20 protein-coding genes, 1 tRNA gene and 1 pseudogene are annotated in these 26,722 nt (G+C 44.5%); 14 read left to right on the top strand and 8 right to left on the bottom strand.

Annotated elements, in window-relative coordinates; all coding sequences use genetic code 11:
* Positions 1–176: 176 nt before the first annotated feature.
* The 6 genes and pseudogenes from QFZ51_RS03305 (at position 177) to QFZ51_RS03280 (ending at position 7,620) form a co-directional block, all read left to right on the top strand.
* Positions 177–2,582, top strand: a complete 2,406-nt coding sequence (locus QFZ51_RS03305; RefSeq protein ID WP_429043109.1) for an ABC transporter permease — start codon at positions 177–179, stop codon at positions 2,580–2,582.
* Between the two features lie 35 nt (positions 2,583–2,617).
* A complete protein-coding gene (locus tag QFZ51_RS03300; protein WP_429043106.1) occupies positions 2,618–3,418 on the top strand; it encodes a lipid II flippase Amj family protein in 801 nt (266 codons plus the stop codon).
* 181 nt (positions 3,419–3,599) lie between these two features.
* Entirely contained in the window at positions 3,600–4,016 is a 417-nt protein-coding gene (locus tag QFZ51_RS03295; RefSeq protein ID WP_429043104.1) for a hypothetical protein, read from the top strand.
* A 91-nt stretch (positions 4,017–4,107) separates the two neighbouring features.
* On the top strand, positions 4,108–5,262 hold the full coding sequence (locus QFZ51_RS03290; protein WP_429043101.1) for an epoxide hydrolase family protein: 1,155 nt from the start codon (positions 4,108–4,110) through the stop codon (positions 5,260–5,262).
* Between the two features lie 204 nt (positions 5,263–5,466).
* The gene (locus tag QFZ51_RS03285) at positions 5,467–7,008 is read left to right on the top strand and encodes a Fic family protein (protein ID WP_429043098.1); all 1,542 of its coding nucleotides are present in this window, start codon (positions 5,467–5,469) and stop codon (positions 7,006–7,008) included.
* 30 nt (positions 7,009–7,038) lie between these two features.
* Positions 7,039–7,620, top strand: a pseudogene (locus QFZ51_RS03280) (plasmid pRiA4b ORF-3 family protein).
* Between the two features lie 247 nt (positions 7,621–7,867).
* On the opposite strand, the gene QFZ51_RS03275 reads toward QFZ51_RS03280, so the two are convergent.
* From QFZ51_RS03275 to recQ, 3 genes are all read right to left on the bottom strand, one after another.
* Positions 7,868–7,940: transfer RNA gene (locus QFZ51_RS03275), tRNA-Phe, on the bottom strand.
* An 83-nt stretch (positions 7,941–8,023) separates the two neighbouring features.
* Positions 8,024–8,791 carry a DUF3050 domain-containing protein gene (locus QFZ51_RS03270; RefSeq protein ID WP_429043095.1) on the bottom strand — a complete coding sequence of 256 codons (768 nt, stop codon included), beginning with the start codon at positions 8,789–8,791 and terminating at the stop codon, positions 8,024–8,026.
* A 20-nt stretch (positions 8,792–8,811) separates the two neighbouring features.
* Entirely contained in the window at positions 8,812–11,013 is a 2,202-nt protein-coding gene (gene recQ, locus QFZ51_RS03265; RefSeq protein ID WP_370908855.1) for a DNA helicase RecQ, read from the bottom strand.
* Positions 11,014–11,169: 156 nt separating this feature from the next.
* Here recQ and QFZ51_RS03260 point away from each other — a divergent pair, with 156 nt between their 5' ends.
* From QFZ51_RS03260 to QFZ51_RS03250, 3 genes are all read left to right on the top strand, one after another.
* Positions 11,170–12,144, top strand: a complete 975-nt coding sequence (locus tag QFZ51_RS03260) for a KpsF/GutQ family sugar-phosphate isomerase (protein ID WP_429043091.1) — start codon at positions 11,170–11,172, stop codon at positions 12,142–12,144.
* 2 nt (positions 12,145–12,146) lie between these two features.
* On the top strand, positions 12,147–13,238 hold the full coding sequence (locus QFZ51_RS03255; RefSeq protein ID WP_370908853.1) for a mannose-1-phosphate guanylyltransferase: 1,092 nt from the start codon (positions 12,147–12,149) through the stop codon (positions 13,236–13,238).
* A 99-nt stretch (positions 13,239–13,337) separates the two neighbouring features.
* The gene (locus QFZ51_RS03250; protein WP_429043087.1) at positions 13,338–14,474 is read left to right on the top strand and encodes a methionine aminotransferase; all 1,137 of its coding nucleotides are present in this window, start codon (positions 13,338–13,340) and stop codon (positions 14,472–14,474) included.
* Between the two features lie 122 nt (positions 14,475–14,596).
* Here QFZ51_RS03250 and QFZ51_RS03245 read toward each other — a convergent pair whose 3' ends face one another.
* The 3 genes from QFZ51_RS03245 to QFZ51_RS03235 all read right to left on the bottom strand — a co-directional run bounded on the left by QFZ51_RS03245 (position 14,597) and on the right by QFZ51_RS03235 (position 17,508).
* Positions 14,597–15,274, bottom strand: coding sequence for a carbonic anhydrase family protein (locus tag QFZ51_RS03245; RefSeq protein ID WP_429043085.1), 678 nt, complete (start codon positions 15,272–15,274; stop codon positions 14,597–14,599).
* Between the two features lie 82 nt (positions 15,275–15,356).
* Positions 15,357–17,006, bottom strand: coding sequence for a SulP family inorganic anion transporter (locus QFZ51_RS03240; RefSeq protein WP_429043083.1), 1,650 nt, complete (start codon positions 17,004–17,006; stop codon positions 15,357–15,359).
* Positions 17,007–17,214: 208 nt separating this feature from the next.
* Entirely contained in the window at positions 17,215–17,508 is a 294-nt protein-coding gene (locus tag QFZ51_RS03235) for a hypothetical protein (RefSeq protein WP_370908849.1), read from the bottom strand.
* 492 nt (positions 17,509–18,000) lie between these two features.
* Here QFZ51_RS03235 and QFZ51_RS03230 point away from each other — a divergent pair, with 492 nt between their 5' ends.
* From QFZ51_RS03230 to QFZ51_RS03215, 4 genes are all read left to right on the top strand, one after another.
* Positions 18,001–18,231: a PadR family transcriptional regulator gene (locus tag QFZ51_RS03230; RefSeq protein ID WP_429043081.1), complete on the top strand. Its 231-nt coding sequence runs from the start codon at positions 18,001–18,003 to the stop codon at positions 18,229–18,231.
* A gap of 35 nt (positions 18,232–18,266) precedes the next feature.
* A complete protein-coding gene (locus QFZ51_RS03225) occupies positions 18,267–20,024 on the top strand; it encodes a PspC domain-containing protein (protein ID WP_429043078.1) in 1,758 nt (585 codons plus the stop codon).
* A 177-nt stretch (positions 20,025–20,201) separates the two neighbouring features.
* A complete protein-coding gene (gene feoB, locus QFZ51_RS03220; RefSeq protein WP_429043075.1) occupies positions 20,202–22,334 on the top strand; it encodes a ferrous iron transport protein B in 2,133 nt (710 codons plus the stop codon).
* A 44-nt stretch (positions 22,335–22,378) separates the two neighbouring features.
* Complete coding sequence (locus tag QFZ51_RS03215; RefSeq protein ID WP_429043072.1) at positions 22,379–23,311, top strand: M28 family peptidase; 933 nt, start codon at positions 22,379–22,381, stop codon at positions 23,309–23,311.
* Positions 23,312–23,357: 46 nt separating this feature from the next.
* On the opposite strand, the gene QFZ51_RS03210 is transcribed toward QFZ51_RS03215, so the two are convergent.
* Positions 23,358–24,803, bottom strand: coding sequence for a S41 family peptidase (locus tag QFZ51_RS03210; RefSeq protein ID WP_429043069.1), 1,446 nt, complete (start codon positions 24,801–24,803; stop codon positions 23,358–23,360).
* A gap of 52 nt (positions 24,804–24,855) precedes the next feature.
* A complete protein-coding gene (locus QFZ51_RS03205) occupies positions 24,856–25,509 on the bottom strand; it encodes a hypothetical protein (protein ID WP_429043068.1) in 654 nt (217 codons plus the stop codon).
* Positions 25,510–25,671: 162 nt separating this feature from the next.
* Between QFZ51_RS03205 and paaA the strand changes: the two genes are divergently transcribed.
* Positions 25,672–26,670 (top strand): 1,2-phenylacetyl-CoA epoxidase subunit PaaA, encoded by a 999-nt coding sequence (paaA, locus tag QFZ51_RS03200; RefSeq protein WP_429043065.1) that lies wholly within the window; start codon positions 25,672–25,674, stop codon positions 26,668–26,670.
* The last annotated feature ends 52 nt before the right edge of the window (positions 26,671–26,722 follow it).

Raw genomic sequence — 26,722 nt, 5'->3', positions numbered from 1 at the left:
GGATGTATATGGTAATTTACGGGAGACAGGTATCATTCCGGTCAGGATGTGCCCGTACAAAAGTGAACAAAAGTTGTCCGGTACCGGACAAAAATCTTTTATAAGGTTATTGATCATCAATACGTTGGGGTGCGGCATTTTTTTCGCGAGAAGAAGAAACCACTATTCATTTGTTTATGATAAAGAACTACTTTCTGATTGCCTGGAGAAATATGGCGAAGAACCGTTTTTTTGCTATCGTGAATATCTGGGGATTAGCTATCGGGATCACATTTGTATTGTTGATCGGTGCATATACCTGGGGAGAATACCAGGTAAACCACTTTGTGAAGAATAGTGACCGCATTTTTCTACTGAGAAGCAAATGGACAAATCCGGAAACAGGAACAGAGTTAACAACATTAGGACCACTAACCAAGGCACTGCAGGATAATTATCCCTCGCTGGTGGAAAAAGCTTATGCCCACGATGGAATCAATGTTGTTATTTCAGTGGGAGATAAGCATTTCAGGGAAGGGGTACAGCCAGGGGATTCAACTTTTTTTGAGATGTTTAATTTTCCGGTTGCCTATGGTGATCCGCACACCGCAATGGATAAGCCAAATGCGGTGGTGCTTACGGAGAAGAAAGCAAAGCAGTATTTTGGCAAAACAGATGTGGTAGGGAAGTTAGTAAGGATACAATCCTTCGATGGAAGGAATGATAATTTTGAAGTAACAGCTGTAATAAAAGATCTTCCTTTTAATACCATCACCAACTTTTTTAAACCCGGAAATGAAATATTTCTTTCACCCGCCAGCATACGTTATTTTGGAAGGGAGTTTGGATTTAACAGCTGGTTATCGCCCTATATTGTGGGCTATGTAATGCTAAAACCGGGTGTTACTGCTGACCAGCTCCAGGGGCCAATAAAAACATTATTGGCTATCAATACGAACGCAGAAATTCAACGTACGCTGGAGGTAACGCCGGTATCTTTGAAGAACTGGTACCTCCTTATGAATAAAGGGCTGGCGAGAAAAATGATCACCGTATTTTCATTAGTGGCATTGTTTATCCTGCTGATGGCGATTATAAATTTTGTCAATATTTCTATCGGTAATTCTTTAACAAGATTAAAGGAGATCGGTGTACGAAAGGCGATGGGAGGGAAGCGGCTGCAGTTAATATTTCAGTTTATTACCGAGTCGGTGTTAGTCGTTACTTTTTCTTTTATTGTATCGCTGGGTTTGTATTTTATAGTAAGACCTTGGTTTGGAGAGATGATCGGGAAAGATATTCCAGCGTTATCTTCTTTTCCTGCCAGGTTTGCCGTGTTACCATTGTTGGTAATCCTGTTTACTGGCTTACTGGCAGGTATTTATCCTGCGTTTGTATTATCTGCGCAACCTTCTGTAACCGCATTGAAAGGGAAGTTAAAGGATGTAAAGGAGAAATTATTATTCAGGCGGTCGCTTGTAACCGTACAATTTGTGACAGCCATCGTGGTATTTATTGCTGCGATTGTAATAGACCGGCAGGTGGCTTTCTTTTTCAATTCAGACCTTGGGTATAATAAGGAAAAGTTGGTGACTGTTGCCGTGCCGCGCGACTGGACCATAGCGGGAGTAGCACATATGGAACGAATGAGGGAGGAGTTCCGGGCAATGCCGGAAATAAAAGATGCCACCTTTGCCTATGTGATCCCCGACGGGGCAGCCAGTGGCGCCAGCAGGATTTACAGGCCGGAAAATGATTCCAGTACTGCTGTTTCGGCGGTGTCACTTATTACAGATGAGCGCTACCTGGCCACTTACGATATCAAACTGGATGCAGGAAGCTTTTATAATGGCGCCCCGGAAGATTCTACCAAAATTATTATTAATGAAGCGGCGGTAAAGGCATTAGGTTGGAGGAGTGCGGAAGAAGCCATCAATAAGCCGCTGCGGCTGCATAATTTTAACCAGGTGCTGTATGTGAGTGGTGTTACCCGGGATTTTCATTTTGGGAGTCTGCATGATGCCATAGGCCCGGTTTATTTTCAGCCGGTACGGGGAATAAATATATACCGGTATTTATCGTTCCGCTTTAATCCTGGAAATACGGCGACACAAGTAACTGCATTGCAACGAAAATGGCAGCAGGTTTTCCCGGATGCTCCTTTTGATTTCAAATTTTTGGATGATAGTATAGCGCAGTTATACGATACGGAAACACAAATGCGGAAGGCTGCAAAGGCTGCCACTGCAGTATCACTGATGATTGTGTTGCTGGGGGTGCTGGGAATTGTTACTATGAGTATTGCAAAGAGGAATAAAGAGATGGGAATAAGAAAAGTACTCGGTGCATCGGGCTTACACGTCCTCCTGCTTTTTACAAAAGAGTTTTCAGGAATCATTGTTGTGTCCAATATCATTGCCTGGCCATTATCGTGGTATCTCTTACATGGCTGGCTGATGGACTATGCCTACCGGATCAACATTGGGGTATTGCCTTTCCTGATTGTGGGCTTAACCCTGGCAATACTGGTAGGGGTGATCATTGTGTGGATGACTCACCGGTTAGCGGCTATTAACCCGGTAAAGAGCCTGAGAACGGAATAATGATTATTTTAGTAATCCTTTAAAGGATTACTAAAATGGCCACTCAGATTATTATTGTGCTTATCCTTACGATGTTTATTAACGGGATAACTACGTTGTCTTATGCTGTAAGACTGGTAGGTGTAAAAACCGGTAGAATTGCCATTACCTTTTCTTTATTTAATATCCTTGCTCTTTTATCCCGCACCGCCAATACGTTGCAGGCGCCGTTACTGGCCAAAACGGTAGAACGGGACCTGAAACAGGGGCTTTCCTCCAATATGGAGATATTCAGGTATATTATTCTGTCGTGTACTATTGGCGCTATAATTGGCGCACTGTTGATCCCAACTTTTCAGCGGTTATTGTCTAAGGCAGTGGTGCATTTTAGTGTACATAAATCTATTCCCAGGTTATTTTATGTTGGCTTATCCGGCGCCGGTATGCAGTTCATGAAAGAAAGCATGCGGATGCCCACAAAAGAGCAATTCCTGGAATTGCCTGCTAACAGGGATATGCCCTGGCGTATTTTTATCTACAATGTATTGGCCAGCGCAGTAATAACAATTTCGGTTTTATCGTGTGTGTATGCTGCATATCTGAATCCTGAGTACAGAACAACAGCCAGTAATTTATCGGGTGTTATAAACGGTATGGCCACGGTGCTGATGGTATTGTTTATTGATCCGCATTTATCTATACTCACGGATGATGTGGTACTAGGAAAGCTTTCACAGGGCGCTTTCAGAAGATTTGTTGCCTATATGGTAATTGCCCGTATTGCCGGAACGGTACTTGCACAGCTGTTACTTTTCCCCTGTGCGCAATTGATTGCCTGGCTGGCAGAAAAAGTATAGTCCGTTCACAATTGGTTAACATTTTTTTGATGTTTTCCGTGTTTTTTTGAGAATGAATTTTAACCCACGAAAATTATTTGTCATTGTTGGTGATCCTCATTCAGGCAAAACAAGAACGATACAAAACTTGTTTCAGCGAAAGCGGTTTTATCTCTTCAAACAACCCATAAAACTGGATGCTTTGTGGAAGGAGAAATTTATTGTCGTAAATACTCCGGACCCGTACTGCCGGTCAGACGACCAGCTCAGCCGCATTAAATCGGTTATAGAGTATCATGCAGTATCGGATACCTCTTTTCTTTTTAGCCTCAGCCTGGTAATAGATAACAGCGCATTTGACATCGGGCAAATCGTGTCTTATTTTAACCAGTCTGCTTTTGAGGTTCACTACCTTGTTTTATACTCGAGCTGGTATGATAAAAAAGTAATAAGCGGGGAGAACATATTCCGGCTGCAACAGCTGGTTGAAAACGGGAGCATCCATATATTTGAAAGGTTGGTAACCCAATCAGGGTTGCGGTTTAATGAACGGGTGGAGGAGGTGAAAGAGGCCATAGGACGAATACTTGGAATAACCGTTAACATAGAAGGGCAATGAAGAAACGTTGTATTTGGGCATTCATATGATAAATCGGAATCAGCCAATTCAAGGTGTCACAATTTTTGTTGGGAGAGTATAAACATAAATTATGAAACAGCCTTATGTTATAAACATCGACGTATCTCTACTCGACGATTTACGTCACCGCCTGGCGATGACACGCTGGACCAATGACATTAACAACGACAACTGGAAAACGGGCACAAACACAACATATTTGAAAGAGTTATGCTATTATTGGTTGCATAACTTCGATTGGAAAAAGAATGAAGCCTTCCTTAATTCGTTTTCGCATTTTAAAACTGCTATCGACAACGAAGGGATTCATTTTATCCATGAAAAAGGAAAAGGCAAAACAAGCGTGCCTCTTTTGTTGATACATGGTTACCCAGATTCGTTTATGCGGTTCCTGAAAGTAATTCCGCTGTTGGTTGCTCCTGATGATGGGTTTTCCTTTGATGTAGTGATTCCGTCCATACCAGGCTATGGTTTTTCGGATATTCCGACATCGCCGGGTATGAATCCAAAACGCATAGCATCCTTGTTTGCAAAATTGATGACAGAGGAGTTGGGTTATTCCTCCTTTATAGTGCATGGTGGGGATTGGGGTAGCACCATTGCGGAGCAAATTGCGGTTAATAATTCTCAAATTCTTAAAGGTATTCATCTTACCGATATCCCCTGGCGTCATCTGTTCTCTATCTCCCCGGATGCGTTGACGGCATCTGAAAAGAAATACGTGCAAACCGGTCAGCAATGGAGTCAAACCGAAGGAGGTTACGCCGTAATACAATCTACGAAGCCGCAATCGCTGGCATATGGATTGAATGATTCGCCTGTGGGGCTTGCTGCATGGCTGATAGAAAAGTTCTTTAGTTGGAGTGGTTGTGATGGCAAGCTTGAAAATACTTTTACCAAAGATGAATTACTTACGAATCTTACTATCTACTGGGCTACGCAAACAATAACTTCAGCAGTGCGCCTCTATTATGAGGCGGCCGTTTCAATACAACAGGAGGAGAAAAATATGGAAATTAAGAAAGTGGAAGTTCCTACGGGTGTGGCTATATTCCCCCAAGACGTTGTACCGGCTCCCAGGGAATTCGCGGAACGACTCTTTAATGTGCAGCAATGGACTGAAATGCCCAGGGGAGGACACTTTACGGCAATGGAACAACCAGATCTATTTGCAGGGGATGTTCGAAAATTTGCAAAATCATTGAGTGGGGTAAGCTTGCGGTGAATGAGTGGGAGCGAATGAGATATTAAAGATTACCCGGAATACAAGTTGGGCTGTTCATATGAGTGAGCCATTCACTCAGAAATTTGTGAATATATTAGATATACCAAATAACTATTTTTCACAAATAGCGTCGATTTTTAATCACATTTCATGTTTTCTAAATAATTTTCATAAATTAGATATAACTATATTTCATGAAATAAGATGGAAATTAACAGCTTTTCACAATTAATAACGGTATTTCAGGAGAGAACTTCGCCTGAAAAAGGTTATTTAGTAGGATATGGGGCGATATTAAAGGCCTATAATTTACAGGCTCCGCTTCCTGATATCCTGGCTCTTATAAGCCAAAAGCACAAGCAATACAAAACGGAAGAATGGATTGTTTTTACACCCAGACATATGCCTGAAGATACTCTCATGGGGCACCTGACTTTTGCATTAAAGTATGAAGGAATTGAACTTGGGCTACTAAAAAAATTATTTGAAAAGCTGGATGCAGAAGAGATTAGTAAGGTGATCAGCAATGAACCAACGGGCCAATACAGCAGGAAAATATGGTTCTTGTACGAGTGGTTGATGGGTTTTCAACTGGAAATTCCTGATCTGATAGCTGGTAATTATATTAACCTGGTTGATGAAGACATTCAATATGCTTGTCGTGATAGACTGGAGACTTCTAAAAGGCATCGGATAAGAAATAACCTTCCCGGCGTTAAAGATTTTTGTCCTATGATCAGAAAGACTGCTTTATTAGAGCAATATATCAGTCTTGATTTATCCCAACAGATAAAAAGGATCATCGGAAAAATTCACCCGGATGTTATGGCGAGAACATCGGCTTTTTTGTTATTAAAAGATTCAAAAGCATCTTATGCCATTGAAGGAGAAAGACCACCGCAGAACCGGGCACAGCGTTGGGGACGGGCTATCGGTCAGGCAGGTCAAACACCAATCTCGAAAGACGAACTAATCCGGTTACAACAGATAGTAATAGATAACCCGCGATTCACCAAGATGGGATTCCGCGATCACGAAGGGTTTATTGGTGAACATGACAGACGACATGGGACACCCATTCCAGATCATATTTCAGCCAAATGGCAGGACCTTGATGCATTAATAGATGGCTGGATCGCTGCCAACCAAAAATTGGAAAAGGATGGCTCCTTTGATGCCGTATTAGCTGCAGCATTGATTGCTTTTGGATTTGTATTTATACATCCCTTCGCGGATGGAAACGGTAGGATTCACCGGTACCTGATCCATCATGTGCTTTTAAGAAAAGAATATATTTCAAAAGGAATAATCTTTCCTGTTTCTGCCATCATTTTGGAGCGATTGGATGAGTACCGCCGGGTGTTAGAGGGTTTTTCAAGGCCGCGTCTTAATTTGGTGGAATGGAAACCCACTGAAAATAATAACGTTGAAGTACTGAATGATACAATTGATTTTTACCGGTATTTTGATGCAACCAAGCAGGTGGAGTTTTTATATAGTTGCGTTCAGCAAACCATCGAGCAAACCATTCCTGAAGAAGTTGATTATCTCGAAAAGTATGATCTTATGAAAGATTATCTGGACAACTACTTTGAGATGCCAGATAAAACAGTTGCTTTGCTTGTCCGTTTTCTGGAACAAGGAAGAGGACAACTATCTGAAAGAGCGAGAGCAAAAGAGTTCGAAGCTTTGACAGATAAAGAGGTTATTGAAATCGAAAATAAATACCAGGAAATATTCCAATAAAGATGTCTACCGTTTATAATTGCTTACACTATGAAAAGTAAAGCGTTCCAGTTACATATAAGCCTGAAAGATTCTTCTCCATTAATATGGCGCAGTATTATAGTGCCGGAAGATTATTCATTTTACAACTTACACATGACCATCCAGGCAGCTTTCGGTTAGGAGAATGGTCATCTTTTCCGGTTTAATAAATCAGGAATGATGGATGACGAAGGAATAGGCATTCCATATGAAGAATCAGGTATCCTTCTGCACGATGCAAGATCTGTTTTAATCAAAACTATTTTTAAAAAGAAAGGAAATGAATATGTGTATACTTATGATTTTGGTGATAACTGGGTACACCAGATCAAATTAGAATCTATTATAAGTAGAGAACTTTATTGCGCTGTTTGTATAGACGGGGAAAATGAATGCCCGCCTGAAGATGTGGGAGGAATATATGGTTATGCAGCCATGCTGCAATGTTTTGCCTCTGGTACAAAAAAGGAAAAAAAGGAGTTTATTGATTGGATTGGCTTAGATTCCAAAGAAACCTGGAACGCATCCTATTTTAATCTCCGGGAAATAAATAAGCGACTTTCTCTTGTTTCGCCGGCTGATTTCTTTTAAACTTTCAGCAAATAATACATCCAATGTTCCATTATTTAAAAGTCGTAAAAAAAGTCTGCCAGACTTATTAGTAGATAGCAAAACCAATAAGGTTTAATTTTTTTTAACCCAATTCTATATAATAGGAAAATGAACAGTGTCGAACCCACGGGTGAATGAAGTATTCCGTTAATGACGGGCCTGGTCCGGGTTTTAGGGGAAATAAAAAACGGGAACAATACTTTTTACAGTAATGTTCCCGTTTCTGTGGTGTGAGCCGGGATCGAACCGGCGACACAAGGATTTTCAGTCCTTTGCTCTACCAACTGAGCTACCGCACCATCCGTTTTTTATTGCCCTCTCTCGTGAGGGGATTGCAAAAGTAATACATTCTTTCGAATTGCAAAATTTTTTTGAGAAAATTTTACGAAATCACTTTTTCACTGAGAATACTGCTCCAAAGTTCATGCCGCCAATACAGCGACTGGCGGGCGTATTCAGCAGCTTCATCCCATTTATTTTTGTCCGTGCCACATAATTCATTGACCATTTGCATGGCCAGTTGACTATGGTGGTCACCGTCTACTTCTATGTGTCTTTCCAGGTAATAAATGAAGGTATCCAGCTTGCCCGGAAACTTCTGATCGAGGTCTTTTACCAGTGCGAGGAACATGTCGGGAATCAGGTCTTCCCTGCCAAAGGTGAACACCGCTGCCATAATATGTGCCTTACCGGTAGCAATCACTTCAAATGTAAAGCTAAGAAAACCCTTTATGGCCTCAGGAAGGTCGGCGGTGGCCAGCATCCTTTCAATAGGCTTTCCAGCCTTTATATCAGCTATAATCGCCTCTATCGGGCTGGTATCGGCGCCAGCCTGTTGCATGGCGCGTTCATACAGTTCAAAATGGCTGCAGCGGTTACCTTCTTTATCTACGTCGCTTTCTTCCCCGGTAACAATTTCATTGATCAGGTAACGGGTAGCGGCATTGCCCACGGGTACCCAGGGCACGCTTACACAGGTGAGTTGTTGCTGCAGTCCTTTCAATAAAGACATGAAGTCCCATACAGCATATACATGATACTGCATAAAAGTGCGAACATCATCCAATGTTTGCAGCTCCGCGTATAACGGGTGTGATACTACTTTCTCCCTCCCGGAAGCAATCGTTTCCTGTATTTGTTTAATGCTCATCTGTTGTACTTATAGCCGGACTAGTTGCCGTATACCACCAGGAATTTTATACGCATCAGCTTCAGTTGCTCCAGCGAATAATCATTTTCAATCAGTTCTTCCCTGGCCAGGGCGAGACTGGAAGTTTCGCAGCCTTTGAAATACTCCATGATTTCATCCTGTGCATAATCATCCAGTTCTTCATCCAGGCAGTAATCGATGTTCAGTTTGGTACCACTGGCAACAATGGTTTCCATTTCGTCGAGTAACTGGGAGAGGGAGAGTTCCTTATTTTTAGCAATGGTTTCGAGCGGTATTTTCTTATCGATATTCTGGATAATAAATACTTTCATCCCGCTTTTATTCACCACGCTTTTCATAACGAAATCGTCCGGCTTGGTGATATTATTTTCCTCTACGTATTTGGTGATTACATCCAGGAACTGTTTGCCGTAGCGAACAGCTTTCCCTTTGCTCACGCCCTGGATTTTTTCCAGTTCCTGAACGGTAGTAGGGTATTGGGTGGCCATATCTTCCAGGGAAGTTTCCAGGAAGATAACAAATGGGGGAAGGTTCTTTTCCTTGGATACTTTCTTGCGCAGTTCCTTCAGCATTTCAAACAATGCGGGGTCTGCAGATGCCTGTGCTTCCGCGGCGGCTTCCTCTTCCTCATCCAGGGTGTCTTCATCAAACTGGTGATTCAGTGCAACCATGATGGAGTAGGGCTTTTTGAGGAATTTGGCGCCCTTATCGGTTACTTTAAGCAGGCCGTATTCCTCAATATCTTTTTCTATCAGTCCTTCCAGCATCATCTGGCGCATCAGGGAGTTCCAGAAGTGCGCGTCAAATTCTTTTCCTTCTCCAAACACCTCCAGTTTATCATGACGGTAGGTGCTGATCTGGGGGCTGGTTTTCCCGGTGATGATATTGATCACATATTCGCTGCCAAAGCGCTCTTCGAGGGAGCGGATGGCTTTCAGCATGATCACCACGCGGTTTCTGACTTCTATTTTTTCTTTCGGGTTACGGCAGTTATCGCACTGGCCGCAATTCTCCGTTTCGTAATGTTCTCCGAAGTAGTGAAGGATAACCCGGCGGCGGCATACGGCGCTTTCGGCGTATGCAACGGTTTCGTTAATGAGCTGTGCGCCCATTTCACGTTCGCTGAGCGACTTATCGCGCATAAGGTGTTCGAGTTTCTGCACATCCTTATGGGAGTAGTAGCAGATACAATGTCCTTCCAGTCCGTCCCTGCCGGCACGGCCGGTTTCCTGGTAGTAGTTTTCCAGGCTTTTAGGAATGTTGTAGTGGATCACGAACCGTACGTCGGGCTTGTCGATTCCCATTCCGAATGCAATGGTGGCTACAATTACCTCAGTATCTTCATGCAGGAACATATCCTGGCGTTGTGCCCGGGTAGTAGGGTCCAGGCCGGCATGGTAGGCTACCGCTTTAACGCCGTTGGCTACCAGCATATCCGCCAGTTCCTCGGTGGTTTTACGGTTCAGCGTGTAAATGATACCGCTTTTGCCTTTATGCTGATGAATGAACTTAACAATATCCTTGATGGTTTGATCCTTTTTGCGTTTGGGCCTGATTTCGTAATACAGGTTTGGGCGGTTAAAGGAAGAAATAAAGATATTGGCCTTGTTCAGACACAGGTTCTTTACGATGTCGCTTTGCACCTTCGGGGTAGCAGTAGCGGTCAGGGCAATAATGGGCAGGTTATCGCTGATCTGGTCGATCATTTCCTTCAGGCGGCGGTATTCCGGCCGGAAGTCATGTCCCCATTCAGAAATACAGTGTGCCTCATCTACTGCGATAAAAGAGATTTCCAATTCCTTGAAGAAATCGAGGTTTTCCTGTTTGGTGAGGGTTTCCGGAGCTACATAGAGCAGCTTGGTTTTTCCCGCCGTCAGGTCGGCCCGCACTTTCTTGATCTGCGCCTTAGATAAGGTGGAGTTTAGAAAATGTGCCACATTGTCCTTACTGCTATAGCCTCTAACCAGGTCTACCTGGTTTTTCATCAGCGCAATAAGGGGTGAAACGATTAGCGCACAACCCGGCCTCATCAGCGCCGGTAGTTGATAGCATAATGATTTACCTCCGCCGGTTGGCATTATCACAAAAGTATCTTTGCCTGAGAGGATGCTATTTATAATTTTTTCCTGATTTCCCTTAAAGGAATCGAACCCGAAGTGTTCGCGTAATGCATCCATCAAACGTTCCTTAACAACAGCCATTGCATTCAAATTTTAACTCTAAAGAACCAACAAATGACGAAATATATTTATATGTTTTTTAGGGGACACGAAGTTACTTAAAAAAGCGCGGAGTATCAATATAAATTACTTGACCGCTCCAGTGCTGGTTAAAAAATGATAAATTTGTAAATCGACATGAAAAGGAATCAAACTATCAATATAGGACAGGTAGCCAGGCGCACAATTGCGATGGAGGCATCAGCTATTAATGATTTGCAGCATTTTATAGATGCAGATTTTGAAAGAGTTGTTGAAAAGATCGCTCAATGCCAGGGGAGACTGGTGGTGACAGGCATTGGTAAAAGCGCCATTATTGCCCAGAAAATAGTGGCTACATTTAATTCTACCGGTACGCCGGCCCTTTTCATGCATGCAGCAGATGCCATCCACGGAGATCTGGGCATGATCCGCGAGGAAGATGTGGTAATGTGCATCTCCAAAAGCGGTACTTCCGCCGAAATAAAGGTGCTTGTTCCCCTGGTGAAGAACTTTGGCAACACTTTAATTGCCATGGTGGGGAATACCAGCTCGTTTTTAGCCCAGGAAGCCGATTTTGTACTTAATACCACGGTTAGTAAGGAAGCCTGCCCAAATAACCTGGCGCCCACTACCAGTACGGCGGCACAGCTGGTGATGGGAGACGCCCTGGCCGTTTGCCTGATAGAATGGCACGGATTTACTGCTGCAGATTTTGCCAAGTTCCATCCCGGAGGCGCTTTAGGAAAGAAATTGTACCTTAAGGTCGGGGATCTCAGCAAACAGCACAAAGCCCCGCAGGTATCAGCAAACAGCTCATTGAGAGAGGTGATTGTGGAAATTTCATCCAAAATGCTGGGTGTTACTGCCGTAGTGGATGAAAATGGATTACTTCAGGGTATCATTACAGATGGCGACCTGCGCAGAATGCTGGAGAAAGATGTTCCTACAGCAGCTGTAACGGCAAAAGATATAATGTCGCTTCACCCGAAAATGATCCAGCAGGATCAACTGGCCATCAACGCTTTAGAGATGATGCGCCAGCACGATATTACCCAACTGCTGGTAATGGACGGTGAACGGTATCAAGGTATTATTCACTTACATGATTTAATCAGAGAAGGAATTATTTAGAAATGACACAGCTGAACAGCCATTTTTACGTGGCAATAATGGCAGGGGGAATAGGCAGCCGGTTCTGGCCCCATAGCCGCACAGACAATCCCAAGCAGTTCCTGGATATCCTGAATACAGGAAAAACCCTGCTCCAATGGACTTATGAACGCTTCGCGCAGTTCATCCCAAAGGAAAATATATTCGTGGTAACCCACCATCAATATAACAGCAAGGTGAGTGATCAGTTGCCGGAATTGCCCACAGCCAATATTGTGAGCGAACCATCCCGTAAAAATACAGCTCCCTGTGTTGCTTACATTTCCCATAAAATCCATAAACAGGACCCGTTGGCCAACATTATTTGTGCCCCGGCAGATCACCTGATCATGGATGGACCGGCGTTTACCAATTCCTGTTTAAATGCACTGCTGTTTGTGCAGAAAAACAGCGCCCTGGTTACACTGGGAATCAAACCTACCCGCCCGGATACCGGTTACGGCTATATCCAGTTTGAACCACAACACGTGGCGGATAACGTATACCAGGTGAAAACCTTCACAGAAAAGCCCAACCTGGAACTGGCCAAAACGTTCCTGCAAAGCGGTGATTTCCTCTGGAACGCCGGCATCTTTGTATGGAATGTAAAAACGATCCTGGCAGCTTTTAAACAATATCTTCCGGAGATAGATGAACTGTTTGAACAGGCTACACCCGCACTCAATACCCCCCAGGAAAAAGAGGTAATGGAGAAAGTATATCCGCAGTGTACCAATATCTCTATCGATTACGGTATCATGGAAAAAGCCAGCAACGTATATGTGATCCCCGCCAATTTCGGATGGAGTGATCTGGGTACCTGGGCTTCCGCCTATGAGAACCTCGAAAAGGATTACCTCGGCAATGCAGTACAGGGTAAAAACGTGGTGGTGATAGACGCGACCAAATGCATGGTGAAAGTACCTAACGATAAACTGGTGCTGTTACAGGGCCTGGATGAGTTCATCGTAATCGATACAAACGATGTACTGCTCATCTGCAAAAAAGAAAATGAACAACAGATCAAAGAATATGTAGGGGAAATCAAGCGCAACAAAGGCGAGAAGTTCCTGTAAATATTTTTGTGATTTTTGATATTGAAATTCAGATATTTAGTGGCTGAAAAGACTTTCTCACCAGCAGATGTCTGAATTTCAATATCAAAAAATCCGGCAATGATCTCAAAACTGCCCAACGTAGGCACCACCGTATTTACCGTCATGTCCGCACTGGCGGCTTCCCACCAGGCAATTAACCTCTCCCAGGGATTTCCCGATTACGACTGCAGTGATGAACTGAAAGCTATGGTAAATGAAGCCATGCAGCAAGGGCATAACCAATATGCACCTATGCCGGGCCTTCCGCAGTTGCGTAATGCTATTGCCACAAAAATCAGTAGTCTTTACCAGCAGCAGGTACATCCCGATTCGGAAATTACCATTACACCCGGGGGCACCTATGCTATTTTTACGGCCATTGCTACGTGTATACATCCGGGTGATGAAGTGATCATTTTTGAACCGGCCTACGACAGCTATATTCCCAATGTATTGGTAAACGGGGGAGTGCCCGTGCTCATTTCCCTTTCGTTTCCGGGCTACCGGATCAACTGGGACGAAGTAAGAAGTAAAATCACACCCCGCACCAGGATGATTATGCTGAACACCCCGCATAATCCAACAGGGAGCATCTTACAGGAAAATGATATGCAGGAACTGGAAAAACTGGTGGATGAGTTTAACCTGATCGTATTATCAGACGAAGTATATGAACACCTGGTTTTCGACGGCGCACAGCATCACAGCGTATTGCGTTATCCCGCTATTTTCAGGAATAGCTTTGTTACCTTCTCTTTTGGAAAAGTGTTTCATAATACCGGCTGGAAAATGGGCTATTGTGTAGCGCCGGAGCACCTGATGAAGGAGTACCGGAAGGTGCACCAATACCTTTGTTTTTCTGTAAATACCCCCATGCAGTACGGACTGGCAAAATTCCTGGAAATGCCATCTCATTACCTGGAGTTGCCGGCGTTTTACCAGCAGAAAAGAGACTATTTCCTTGAATTAATGAAAGGTACCCGTTTTACCCCGCTGGCCAGCCAGGGAAGCTATTTCCAGCTGATGAAATACGACCGTATATCAGATGAAGGGGATAAGGATTTTGCGATCCGTATGACCAAAGAATTTGGAGTGGCGGTGATCCCTGTATCTGCGTTTTACCAGGATGGGAAAGATGATCATGTCATCCGGTTTTGCTTTGCGAAGAAACAGGCTACGCTGGAACAGGCTGCCGCGCGGTTGCAACAGATATAAAAAAAGGAGACCGCTGATAACAGCCAGATCAATGCCTTTAAATAATTGATCTAACGTGTTATCAGAGTCTCCCTCTTTTTATGAAAAAGCAAATTTATTCTCTTCTATAAAAGGCGGACAGCTTAAACAGCTACTGCTGTTGCTCCTTCCGGTATGTTATTTTCCAGGATCAGCGTTTGCTCCATAAAGCTTACGATCCCGGTTTCTACGTCGTAAATCGCGCCTATAATACCTACTTCTCCTTTCTGGATCATTTCACGGAGAATGTTGCTTTGTTCCATAATGGCCTGCACAGAGCGTTGTACATGGATCGCGTTTACCGCTTCCACAAACTCGCCGTTATGGGAGTTGCGGTCCTGTTTAATAGTTTTCTCTGCAAATACAGCCGGGGCTATTTTGTTTAACAGCCCGGTGAGGTTACCCATTTCAATGGAATCGCAGGCACCCTTGATCGCGCCGCATTTTGTATGGCCCAACACCACGATGAATTTGGAGCCAGCTACCTTACAGGCATATTCGAGGCTGCCCAGTACATTATCGGAAATAACGGCGCCGGCTAAACGGATACTGAAGATGTCGCCCAATCCCTGATCAAAGATCAGCTCTGCAGAGGTACGGGAGTCCATACAGCTGACGATAGCCGCCATGGGCCATTGTCCGTCGGAAGTATCGTTCACCATTTGCAGCAGGTTGCGGTTCAGGCGAAGGTTTTCCACAAACCGGGTGTTACCGGCCTGCAGCAATTCCAGTGCTTTTTTAGGAGATATATTGGCTTGAGATATTTTATTCAGTGTCTTCATAATTGTCATTTTTTGAAATTGAAAAATGAACGGATGTAAGCATGGTTTCCGTTACGTTTTTACATTAAAGAGGTACCTGCCTTTAATTTAACTGCAGCTCTTTCAGTAACTCTTTATGGTTACCGGAAGAAATAGTGTGTACCTGCGGGGAATTCAGCCTCGACTGTTCTTCAACAGAAAGGTCTGGTGTATTTTGAATGTTGTACACGGATTTAAATCCCGTCAGGATTACTTTGATATTTTTTTGTGGCGCTTTGATGTCTTTGAATTCGCGGATGGTCTGCAATACATCAAAATCGATATAAGCAGTTTTGTGTGCATCAATCACCAGTGTAATATTTTCAGGCATATGATCCAGCGTAAGCAGGATGCTGGCCTTGTTCAGGAAAGAAACTTCCTGTGCCAGTTCCAGGCGGATGCTGTCGCCACTGTGGTATTTTTCCTTGCGGAAATAGTAAGAGCTTTTCATATTACCACGTAAAATGGCGAGCACACTTACAACCATACCCAATGCAATACCTACCAGCAGATCGGTAAACACGATGGCTAATACGGTTACAACAAAAGGCACCCATTGGTACTTACCATTTTTGAACATTTCCTTGAAAATGGAAATTTTGCACAATTTGTAACCAGTTACCAGCAATACTGCCGCCAGGGTAGCCAGCGGAATTTTATTTAATAATGCAGGGATCAGGGCCGTACAAACCAGTAATAATGCACCATGCGTCATTGTTGCCAGTTTGGTTTTACCACCGGCATTGATATTAGCGCTGGAGCGTACAATTACAGAGGTGATTGGTAAACCGCCAATTAAGCCACTGATCATGTTACCAATACCTTGTGCTTTCAACTCCCGGTTAGGAGAAGTATGGCGTTTCAGGGGATCCAGTTTTTCGGTGGCTTCCACATTCAGCAGGGTTTCCACGGAAGCTACTATTGCTATAGTAGCGCCGGTAATCCAAACATCTTTGTTAGTGATGGCGTTGAAATTCGGGAGCGTGAACTGGTTCACGAAATCACCAAAACTACCGGCTACCGGTAAAGTTACCAGGTGATTAGATCCCAGTGCCAGCAGCTCACTGCCGGAAAATGCTGTATTCAGCAATATGCCGGTAATTACTGCTACCAGTGGCGCTGGCACTACATTGAGCTTCGGGATCTTACTCCAGTACAGAATAATGAGAATGGAGATAATGGTGATCAATGTTGCGCCAAGATTAATGTGGTTAATCGTGGAAAGCAGGGCACTGAAAGTATTTTCGCCATCTACCTGAATAAAGTTGAAATCACCTTCCGAATCGGCATCATAGCCAAATGCGTGCGGTAACTGTTTCAGGATAATGATGATACCAATAGCGGTAAGCATACCTGTGATTACATTGGAAGGGAAGTAGTTGGCTACCGTTCCTGCTTTAATTAATCCCAGTATAAGCTGAATGGCGCCGCCTATTACCACGCTCAGGAGGAATACATCGAAGGCGCCAAGTTTGGTGATAGCCACCAGTACAACAGCGGTAAGACCTGCTGCAGGACCACTTACACTCAATTGCGAGCCGCTTAAAAAGCCGATTACCAGGCCACCGATGATACCGGAAATCATACCGGCAAACAAGGGCGCTCCTGAGGCCAGGGCAATTCCCAGGCACAATGGTACCGCAATGAGGAAAACAACAAGGCCGGCTGAAAAATCGCCTTTTATATTGGAGAATATTGATATTTGCTTGTTCATAAAATTTGCTTTTCCGTTGAGGGATCACACTTCCGGATAGCAGCCAATGCTGCAACCGTGGAAGCTACAATGATATAATAGTACTCCCCGTTAACGGCTACATACAGGTATCGCCTTAATGGATACACATAGCACGGGCAGTGTTTGAAAAAATCAGTAATAAATAAAATAGAAAAACAGCTGTTGTAATGACAACTGCAAAACGAAATTACGCGATGTGCGTATTGGGAGGAGGGGCGTGTATTTCCTGAGCAGGGTTGCTGGGAATATCTTCCATTAAATGATATTGTAAAATACCAAGAATGAGCAATGGGTTAAACTGGATCTCGTCAAACTGCTTACAAAATTTCAGCTCTTTCGCAATCTTTATATGATCGCCACCACAATCAACCGGGTGTTCTTCCACAATCTGATTATTAAACAGCAGCTTCCCTACTTCCTTGATCGGAAGCAGTTGTGACACCATCAGTGCCAGCAGGAATATGCCAATTAATTTCTTCATGTGTATAATACGCTTAATGCAAATGTAATAGAGGTTAACCATAAATAGTAAATAATCCCAATTAAAATAATGTTAAAGGATTTTAACATAAAAAGGCGGCCCCAACTGTTCCTTTCCGTTTATCCCGGCTGAAAACCGGTCATCATTATCCTATAACAAGTGTTATAACCCGTTTTTTCTACAAGGTCCGCATCTGGATTGAGTTTTGTAGGCTTTGCCGGGTAACGTTCTAAACAAGTTATTTTGCTTTCTATGGTATTGTGTATTGCATAGTAGTAAAAGTTTCCTATTTTTGTATCGTAAAGTTGAAAGAATAGCTATCAAACACTTTAATAACTGATCAGAAACCACCATTAGAAAAAAAACATTAAAGCTCACTTGCCATGAACATTGATAACACACAATCGCAGATGAGGAAGGGAGTGCTGGAGTTTTGCATATTGTCCGTCATTAAGCAAAGGAGAAGCTTACCCTTCAGATATCATCGAAAAGATGAAGGAAGCAAAGCTGGATATCCTGGAGGGCACTCTTTATCCTTTATTAACAAGATTGAAAAATGCGGAATTACTCACTTACCGCTGGGTAGAAAGCAGCTCAGGCCCCCCACGGAAGTATTTTTCCATGACAGATAAAGGGGAAACCTTTTATAAAGAACTGGAAAGTACCTGGAACGAACTGGCCAATGCGGTGCATCAATTAACACAAAATAGTACACCCCTGTAAAGGAAGACTAACCTAAAACCTAAAATCAACTGGTAATGAAAAAGATAATCAACATAAACCTTTCAGGCCGCCTTATCCCCATCGAGGATAGCGCGTATGAGATACTAAATCAGTATCTCGGGAGCCTGAAAAAATATTTCTCGAAAGAGGAAGGCGGGGATGAAATCGTGTCTGACATTGAAAGCCGCATTGCTGAAATATTCCAGGATAAATTGAAAAAAGGCGCTCATTGTATTACTGATGAAGATGTAATTGCAGTAAAAGCTTCCATGGGTACACCAGAGCAATTCGACGACGCTGCCGGCGAAAGCACTCAACAAACAAAGGAAGACGATCCGTTTGCAGGATATATTCCCCGCCCACGCAAACGCCTGTACCGCGATCCGGAAAATAAGGTGCTGAGTGGTGTATGTAGCGGGCTAGGCGCTTATTTCAACATCGATCCGGTGATCTTCCGTATCATATTCGCCCTGTTGGCGATTGGTGGCTTCGGCACCGGTATCCTTGTATACTTCATCCTCTGGATAGCAACTCCGTCTGCCGACACGGCAGCGGAAAAGCTGGAAATGAGAGGAGAGAAGGTGGATCTGAACACCATCAAGTCCACCATCCAGGAAGAATTAAATCATATGAAAGGCCAGGTGAAAAATGTAGGAGATGATATCCGAAATTTTTCTCAGGGCCGCGGCAAGCAGGTAGGTAGTGATATCGAACGCTTTTTTGTGAGCCTGGCAAGTGGATTAGGTAAAGTGTTGGTAGCTGTTACCAAAGGGTTCTTTTACTTCTTCGCTGTAGTGATGCTGATCTGCCTGATAGTGGCAGGAATAGCCATTGCAGCCACTTCCGCGGCCCTTTTTCCCATCAAGGATCTGTTACTCGGCGCCCCGGTGCAAAGCGCATTGTTATGGCCTGCAGTTGGATTGCTCATAGGCATCCCGATTGTTGCACTGGTTATATTCATCATCCGTAAACTCACCGGCGTAAAAGAAGGCAACCGCTATGCAGGTTATACCTTAACCTTCCTGTGGTTACTTGGACTGACTTTCGCCGCCATCATTGCTACGTCCTTTGTAAAAGATTTCAGAAGACCGGCAACAGAAACGGAAGCAATAGCCATTCAACAGCCATCGAAAGGCAAGCTGATACTGAAAAGAACGCCTGGTATCCTGTCTGAAATCAATGGCGACGACATCAGTTTCTTTGATGATCACTTACTGATCGCAGACGATACCGTATTGATTAACTACATCCGGATAAGGGTTGAAAAAAGCCTGACCGACAGTTTCTCGGTAGATGTATCCCGCTTTTCCAGGGGCCGTACCGTTCAACAGGCAAAAATGCTGGCTCATGATATAGCGTTCCACCTGAACCAACAGGACTCTGTATTGTACCTGCCGGAAGGGTTTTCCCTGCCGCCGCACTCCAAGTACCGCGGTCAGCGTATTACAGTAACCATTAAAGTACCGGTAGGAAAGAATATTGAAATAGATCGCGAAGTATACCGTAACTATGACTTTAGCCGGTACGACCGTAACGACAATGGCGACTGGGATAACGATTTCGATAATGACCAGCCCGGACCATTGAACCTGAAAATGACACCCGATGGTACCGACGACGTCAACGAAAAGAAACCGGTGCCGGAAAAGGCGAATACCGACTCTTCCAATGAAGGCTACCGTTACAAGGGACCCGCCGCTGAAAATGCAGTTAAAGCGGTGAAAAAGAACCAGCCCATCGAAGGCGATGTATCTTTCCTGGCTTATTCCCTCATTAACATGTTTCACAGTTAATCTATATAAATAATTAATTTTTAAAAAGATAAAGCGAAAACAAGCCACTGTTTTCGCTTTATCTTTTCCGGCAAATTACCATTCTGAGATTTTCCCGATCGGATCATTCCGCCGGCTGATTAATGTTTAACTTTGCATCTTCAGCAATTAATATTAATAAATAGGATAAGATAAGGAATGCAGGCTCCCATAAACATCGCGCTGGTAGGTAATCCGAATAGTGGTAAAAGTTCCCTTTTTAATGCGCTCACCGGCTTAAACCAGAAGGTGGGTAATTTTCCGGGCGTAACGGTAGATAAAAAAACCGGGATAGCTCAGATAGTATCAGGCGTAACAGCCAATATTATCGACCTGCCGGGAACTTATAGCCTGTATCCGAAAAGCGCCGATGAATATGTTACCTATGATGTGCTGATTAACCAGCAAAACGAAGATACCCCCCGCCTCGTGATCATTGTAGCGGATGCTTCCAACCTTAAACGTAACCTGTTATTCTGTTCCCAGATCATCGATCTCAAAATCCCGGTCATTATAGCCCTCACCATGATGGACATTGCCCGTAAAAAGGGTGTGGAGATAGACCTGGACGGACTGGAAAGGGAACTTGGCGTGCCCGTAGTAGCCATCAATCCAAGAAAAAATAAAGGGGTTACGGAAATCAAGAAAGTAATAGACCTGTCGATGCGTTCCCATTACAGCACTCCTCCCAGGGATTTTATTAATAACAACGCGCTGGCTAAAGACGTGATTGACGAAGTACGTAAAACAGTACCGGTGAAAAGTGATTACGGCGCTTTACATATAGCCGTTAACGTAGACGATCTGCCTTTTATAGACATTACACAGAAAAAGGCGATTCATAGCGCGCTGGAAACATACCAGTTTAATAAAACAAAGATCCAGGCCGAAGAGATCATGCAGCGGTATAGCCGGATCAAACATATCATGAAAGCGACGGTAGTGGAAAATGATCCGCTGCAGAAGCAATTGCGTTCTGAAAAAATAGACGACCTCCTGCTGCACCGTTTCTGGGGATACGTAATTCTGCTGGTAGTGATGTTCCTCCTGTTCCAAAGCATTTTCTGGCTGGCTTCATACCCCATGGACTGGATCGAAGGCGGCTTTGGCGCGCTGAGCGGATGGCTGAGCAATATCCTCCCCGACAATAAAGTTACCGACTTCTTCATCAATGGGATCCTGGCTGGTATCAGCGGTTTTGCCGTGTTTATTCCCCAGATCATGATCCTGTTTGGCCTGATCACCATACTAGAAGATACCGGCTACATGGCCCGTATCAGTTTCCTGACGGATCGCCTGATGCGGCAGGTGGGATTAAACGGAAAGTCAGTGATGCCGCTGATCAGCGGAGTGGCTTGTGCAGTACCCGCTATCATGGCCACCCGTACTATTGAGAATAAAAAGGAACGGCTTATCACCATTATGGTAACGCCTTTAATGAGTTGTTCTGCAAGGTTGCCTATTTATACCATGATGATTGCGCTGATCATCCCCGACAAGCGGATCTTTGGTATTCTTGGCCTGCAGGGACTTATTATGATGGGGCTTTACCTGCTGGGCTTCTTCATGGCCATCTTCATTGCGGCTATCATGAAGCTGTTTGTACGCATCAAAGAAAAGAGTTACTTCATCATGGAGTTACCAGTTTACCGCTCCCCGCGCTGGGCCAATGTGGGAACCACCATGGTGGAGAAAGCGAAAATATTTGTGAAAGACGCCGGTAAGGTGATTGTGGTAATATCTGTAATCCTCTGGTTCCTGGCTTCTTATGGTCCTGCCAGCAGAATGGAACCGGTACATGCCAAATATGAACAACTTCTCGCGAAAGTGCCTGCTGAATCTCCCGAAGCAGCGGTGTTGAATAAGGAATTTCAATCTGCCAAATTATCCAATTCCTATGCAGGGGTACTCGGTCATGCCATCGAGCCGGCCATCCGTCCGCTGGGATTTGACTGGAAAATCGGCATTGCACTGATCACCTCTTTTGCCGCCCGCGAAGTGTTTGTGGGTACTATGGCTACCCTCTATAGTGTGGGAGAAGATCCTGATAACAATAACGCTACCCTCCGGGAAAAACTGTCGTCGGCTACCTGGCCTGATGGTGCGCCGGTATACACGCTGGCCTCGGGGTTGTCTTTAATGATTTTTTATGCGTTTGCCATGCAGTGTATGAGTACGATGGCCATTGTAAAACGTGAAACCAAATCATGGAAATACCCGCTGATACAGCTTGTTTACATGACAGCACTGGCCTATGTGTGCAGTTTGATCATCTTTAATATCTTCAAATAATATCTTGTACATTGCAGGTATAGTTAACCATAAATGCAATGTTTATGAAATGGCTTTGTTACAGCTTTTGCCTGCTTTTTGCGCTGCCTGTGATGGCGCAAACTTCCGTTGATTCCATGCAATTGATGAAAGATGTGAAAACGCTTTCCGCAGATAAGATGGAAGGCCGGAAAACAGGTACCCGCGGCAGCCGTATGGCGCAATTCTATATCCTCGACCGCTTCAAAAAAATTGGGTTATCCGCTTATCACGATACCTACGAATATCCCTTCTATTTCCAGGAAGGAGATAAGAAAATCATGGGCACTAACCTGTACGGCTATATTCCCGGTAAGCTGAATACAGTGATTGTTATTTCTGCGCATTATGATCATCTCGGTATTACCTCCAAAACGAATGGGGCGGACACTGTGTATAACGGCGCAGACGACAACGCTTCCGGCATAGGCGGATTACTGGCAATGGCTGCTTATTTTAAAACGCACCCGCCCCGTTATACCCTTATTTTCGCCGCTTTTGATGGAGAGGAGGAAGGACTCCAGGGTGCTAAAGCCTTTGTAGCACAGGCCCCGGTGCCGCTTACACAAATCCGGCAGAATATTAACATGGATATGATTGCCCATAACGACAAAAATGAACTGTATGTATGTGGCACATTCCAGTTTCCGGATCTGAAGAAGTATACCGATGATGTGGCTGCGCGCAGCAGCGTGAAACTGATAGCAGGTCATGATAAACCGGAAAGCGGTACAGACGACTGGACGAAACAGAGCGATCAGTATGAATTCTTTAAACAAAAGATCCCGTTCCTGTACTTTGGCGTGGAAGATCACCCGGATTACCATCATCTCTCTGATGAATATTCCCGCATTAATCATTCTTTCTATTACAGGGCAGTACAGGCGGTGCTGGAAGTGGTGAAGAAGCTGGACAGCGATATGCCGGAGAACAAATACAGCGGCGCTAAAACGATGTAAAAATAAAGGCCGGTAGTTCCGCAAAAGAAACTACCGGCAGTAAATATTATTGGTGGATGGTTTGTATCATCCCTTTAAATTTAGTGGATTCCAGCCTGTTGGCGGGTGTTACAGCCAGCCTGTTTCCGTTTAATTTTGCCGCGCGTCCCAGTGAGCCGGCGTCAACTCCCATATCAATGAGTGCCGCACGTAATAACGGATCGCTGAAGGCGCCCCAGTCGAGCGAGAAATCATCCTCTGCTTTTATATCTGCCGGAAGGCCACTAAAATAATCACCTTCGTTAGCTGAGTTTTTTGTCTGGAAGTTAACCGCGTACATATCATATTTACCAAAAGAGATATTAATGAAACCAACAGGTTTGCCATAAGTGTTGCTTCCTACCAGCTTGGTGGTCATTACCGGTTTCAGCACATTGTACAGCAGTTCACTGGCAGATACGGTATTACGTGTACCCAGGAATGTAACTTTGTTTAAGGCAAGTGCGCCGCTTTTCTGGAACTTCGCTGTTTTATAGGTAGTGGCTTCGCTGTAGAAGATATCCGACCAGTTTACGCTGGGATAATAAGGCACGGCCTTCATGTATTTGAAGTAGGGGCCGTAATTATTAGTATTCACGTTGTTATTGAAATACTGGGAATACATGGTGGTGTTGCTTTTGGCCGCAGGCACCAGGATATTGGCAAGATATTCCGCCGTTTCAATCAGCCCACCGCCGTTATATCGCAGATCAATAACCACCTGCTTTACTCCTGCCTTTGTATAAGCGTCAAAAATTGAGTCTATCTGCGCTTTTACGTCAGATAATGCTACGAAGTTATTAAAAACAAAGTAGCCGATTTTATTGCCGTTAAAGTCATATAAGTGAGAATAAAGAATAGGATTCAACTTATAATCTACACGGCTTAAATTAAACTGCTGGGTAGTGTTGTCTGGTTTACGGAAACCCCAGGAGGCACTGGCACTGCCGAAGGCAGTATTCAGCATATTATCCGTAGTACCGTCGTTTACCCTGAAGCGGGTGACCCCATTTACGTCAATTAACTGCCAGCCCCTTTTAATACCGGCTTTACCGGCCGGAGAGCCGGGGTATACATACACCACAAACAAGGTGGAGTCCGTTTGATAGCCTACTTCAAAGCCCATATCGCCCGCAATCCCTTCCTGCAGGGCCCTGGAGGTGCCGCCATTGTCTACAAAGCTGTACCTGTCGAGGTTATTGCCGGAAGCGTCTTTTTTATAGGTTCTCAATGCGTTAAACAGCACGATCGGATTTGCATATTGATTGGGTTTGAACGTTGCCGAGTCGGGCAAAACGTCGTTCCAGAGGTATATATCTTTCGCGATGAAAAAGACGCTGTCGTTGACGGAGCCGGTTACGCCATCACCTCCGCGGTTTCGCGGGGTATTACTATCCTTTTTATTACAGGCAGACATCAAAAAAATGAGCACTAAGCCAGTGAGTAATGAGTGGTAAAAATTATTTGGTTGCATAGATCCTTTTTTATGCTGCATAACCGCTATGAATAAACGTTAAAACGGGTTGTTATTGTATGGGTCTGAAGTTAATGCCTTCAATACCCAGTTCTTCCGGAAGCACGCCGTTGTTTTTCAGGCCCACATTTACTTTATCCCGCCAGCGGATCTGTTCTGCAGCATTCAGTCCGTGATGGGTTTCCTGGTCGAAACGGTACTGGAGGCGGTTCATCTCCCGGAAAGACTGAAGGTACTGATATTGTATGATACTATCGTAGTCGTCGCGGTTCAATGCGGTTTGGCGGAGCTTCTGTTTAAACCGTTCTACCACCAGGCGGGTAATATCGAAATGAAGTTGTTCATGTGCCAGGGCATAGCTGTTCCTTGCTTCCGGCCTTACCCACGACGCGCTTTTTATAAAGAACACCTGAAGGTTTAGCGTGATCCGGAGGGTATCATTTACGAGGTTGCTGTTGCCCTCATAGGCAAAGCTGGTGTAGGAAACTGCAGCACTGGGGCCGTTGGGCGAAGGCTTTGCCTGAAAATCCTCCCATTGCAGTTTTCTTTCGAAATCATAATAAATAGTATCGGATCCGGGCGGTGCGGGCGTTTGTTTTTCTTCGAAATTCAGCTGTATGACGGTATAATGCCGGCCCTCCGGGCGTGGATTTTTATGTCCGGTGAACAATAGCAAAAAGCTCAGTATGGTAGCAGCAGACAGCATTATCGGTTAGAAGGTAATAAAATTAAGGGAATGGCCGGCTATCTGTTTCATGACGGAAAAATTTGGCGATTCTATAACATTTGAATACCGCTGTTTTAACAATCAATTCCTGCTGAAACGGTCTTTTTTCCGTAATTTACTAGCGACCAAAACAATCGCACTATGTACGGCGGTGGATATATTTTCGACGAACCCAACAGAAATCAGTTGCGGGAAGAACAGCAGCATGATGAGCCGGAAAAGCTCGCTGCTTTTGAGGAACGTATTGCCAGAGGGGAAAAGATAGAACCCGGCGACTGGATGCCGGTGGAATACCGGAGGCAGTTAATACGCCTTATTGAACAACACGCTCACTCAGAAATTATCGGGGCATTACCGGAAGGCACCTGGATTACGAGGGCGCCGGGCTTCAAGCGCAAACTGGCGCTAATCGCCAAAGTGCAGGATGAAATAGGGCACGGGCAGTTACTGTACAATGCGGCCGAAACACTCGGCAAATCAAGGGAAGCCATGATTAATGACCTGCTCAGCGGTAAATCCAAGTACTCCAACGTATTTAATTATCCGGCCGAGACCTGGGCAGATGTGGCTGTTATCGGATTTCTGATTGATGCCGCAGCCATTGTAAACCAGGTTGCCAATGCCAAGGGTTCGTATGGTCCCTATTGCAGGGCATTGGAGCGTATTTGTTACGAAGAAAGCTTCCATCTCAAACAGGGCCATGACGCGTTTATTGAACTGGCAACGGGTACGCCGGCGCAGAAGGAAATGCTGCAGGATGCCCTTAACCGCTGGTGGCAGCCTATTATGCATTTCTTTGGCCCTCCGGACAAAAGTTCCAGTCATAGTGAAAAACTGATGCAATGGAAAGTGAAAATGGCGAGTAATGATGATATGCGGAATCAATTCCTGGAGTCCTATGTACCTAAGATCTGGGAGTTGGGGCTCACCCTGCCGGATCCGGCGCTGCGCAAAAATGTGGAGACAGGCCGTTGGCAATATACGGACCCCGACTGGGATGAGTTTTTCCGGGTGATTAACGGCGGCGGACCCTGTAATATGGAACGGCTGCAAGTGCGCAAGTGGGCAGAAGAAAAGGGCCGTTGGGTACGCAAAGCGCTCATGAAACCAACAGAAAAACGGGTATTGCCGGTGGCCTAGGATGTGCCGGCAGAAATAGCAGCATCAGACTTTATCATTAAAACTATTCAAA

The organism is Chitinophaga sp. W3I9, assembly GCF_050434025.1.
GTDB lineage: Bacteria > Bacteroidota > Bacteroidia > Chitinophagales > Chitinophagaceae > Chitinophaga.
This window is presented reverse-complemented; position numbering and strand designations above follow the sequence as displayed.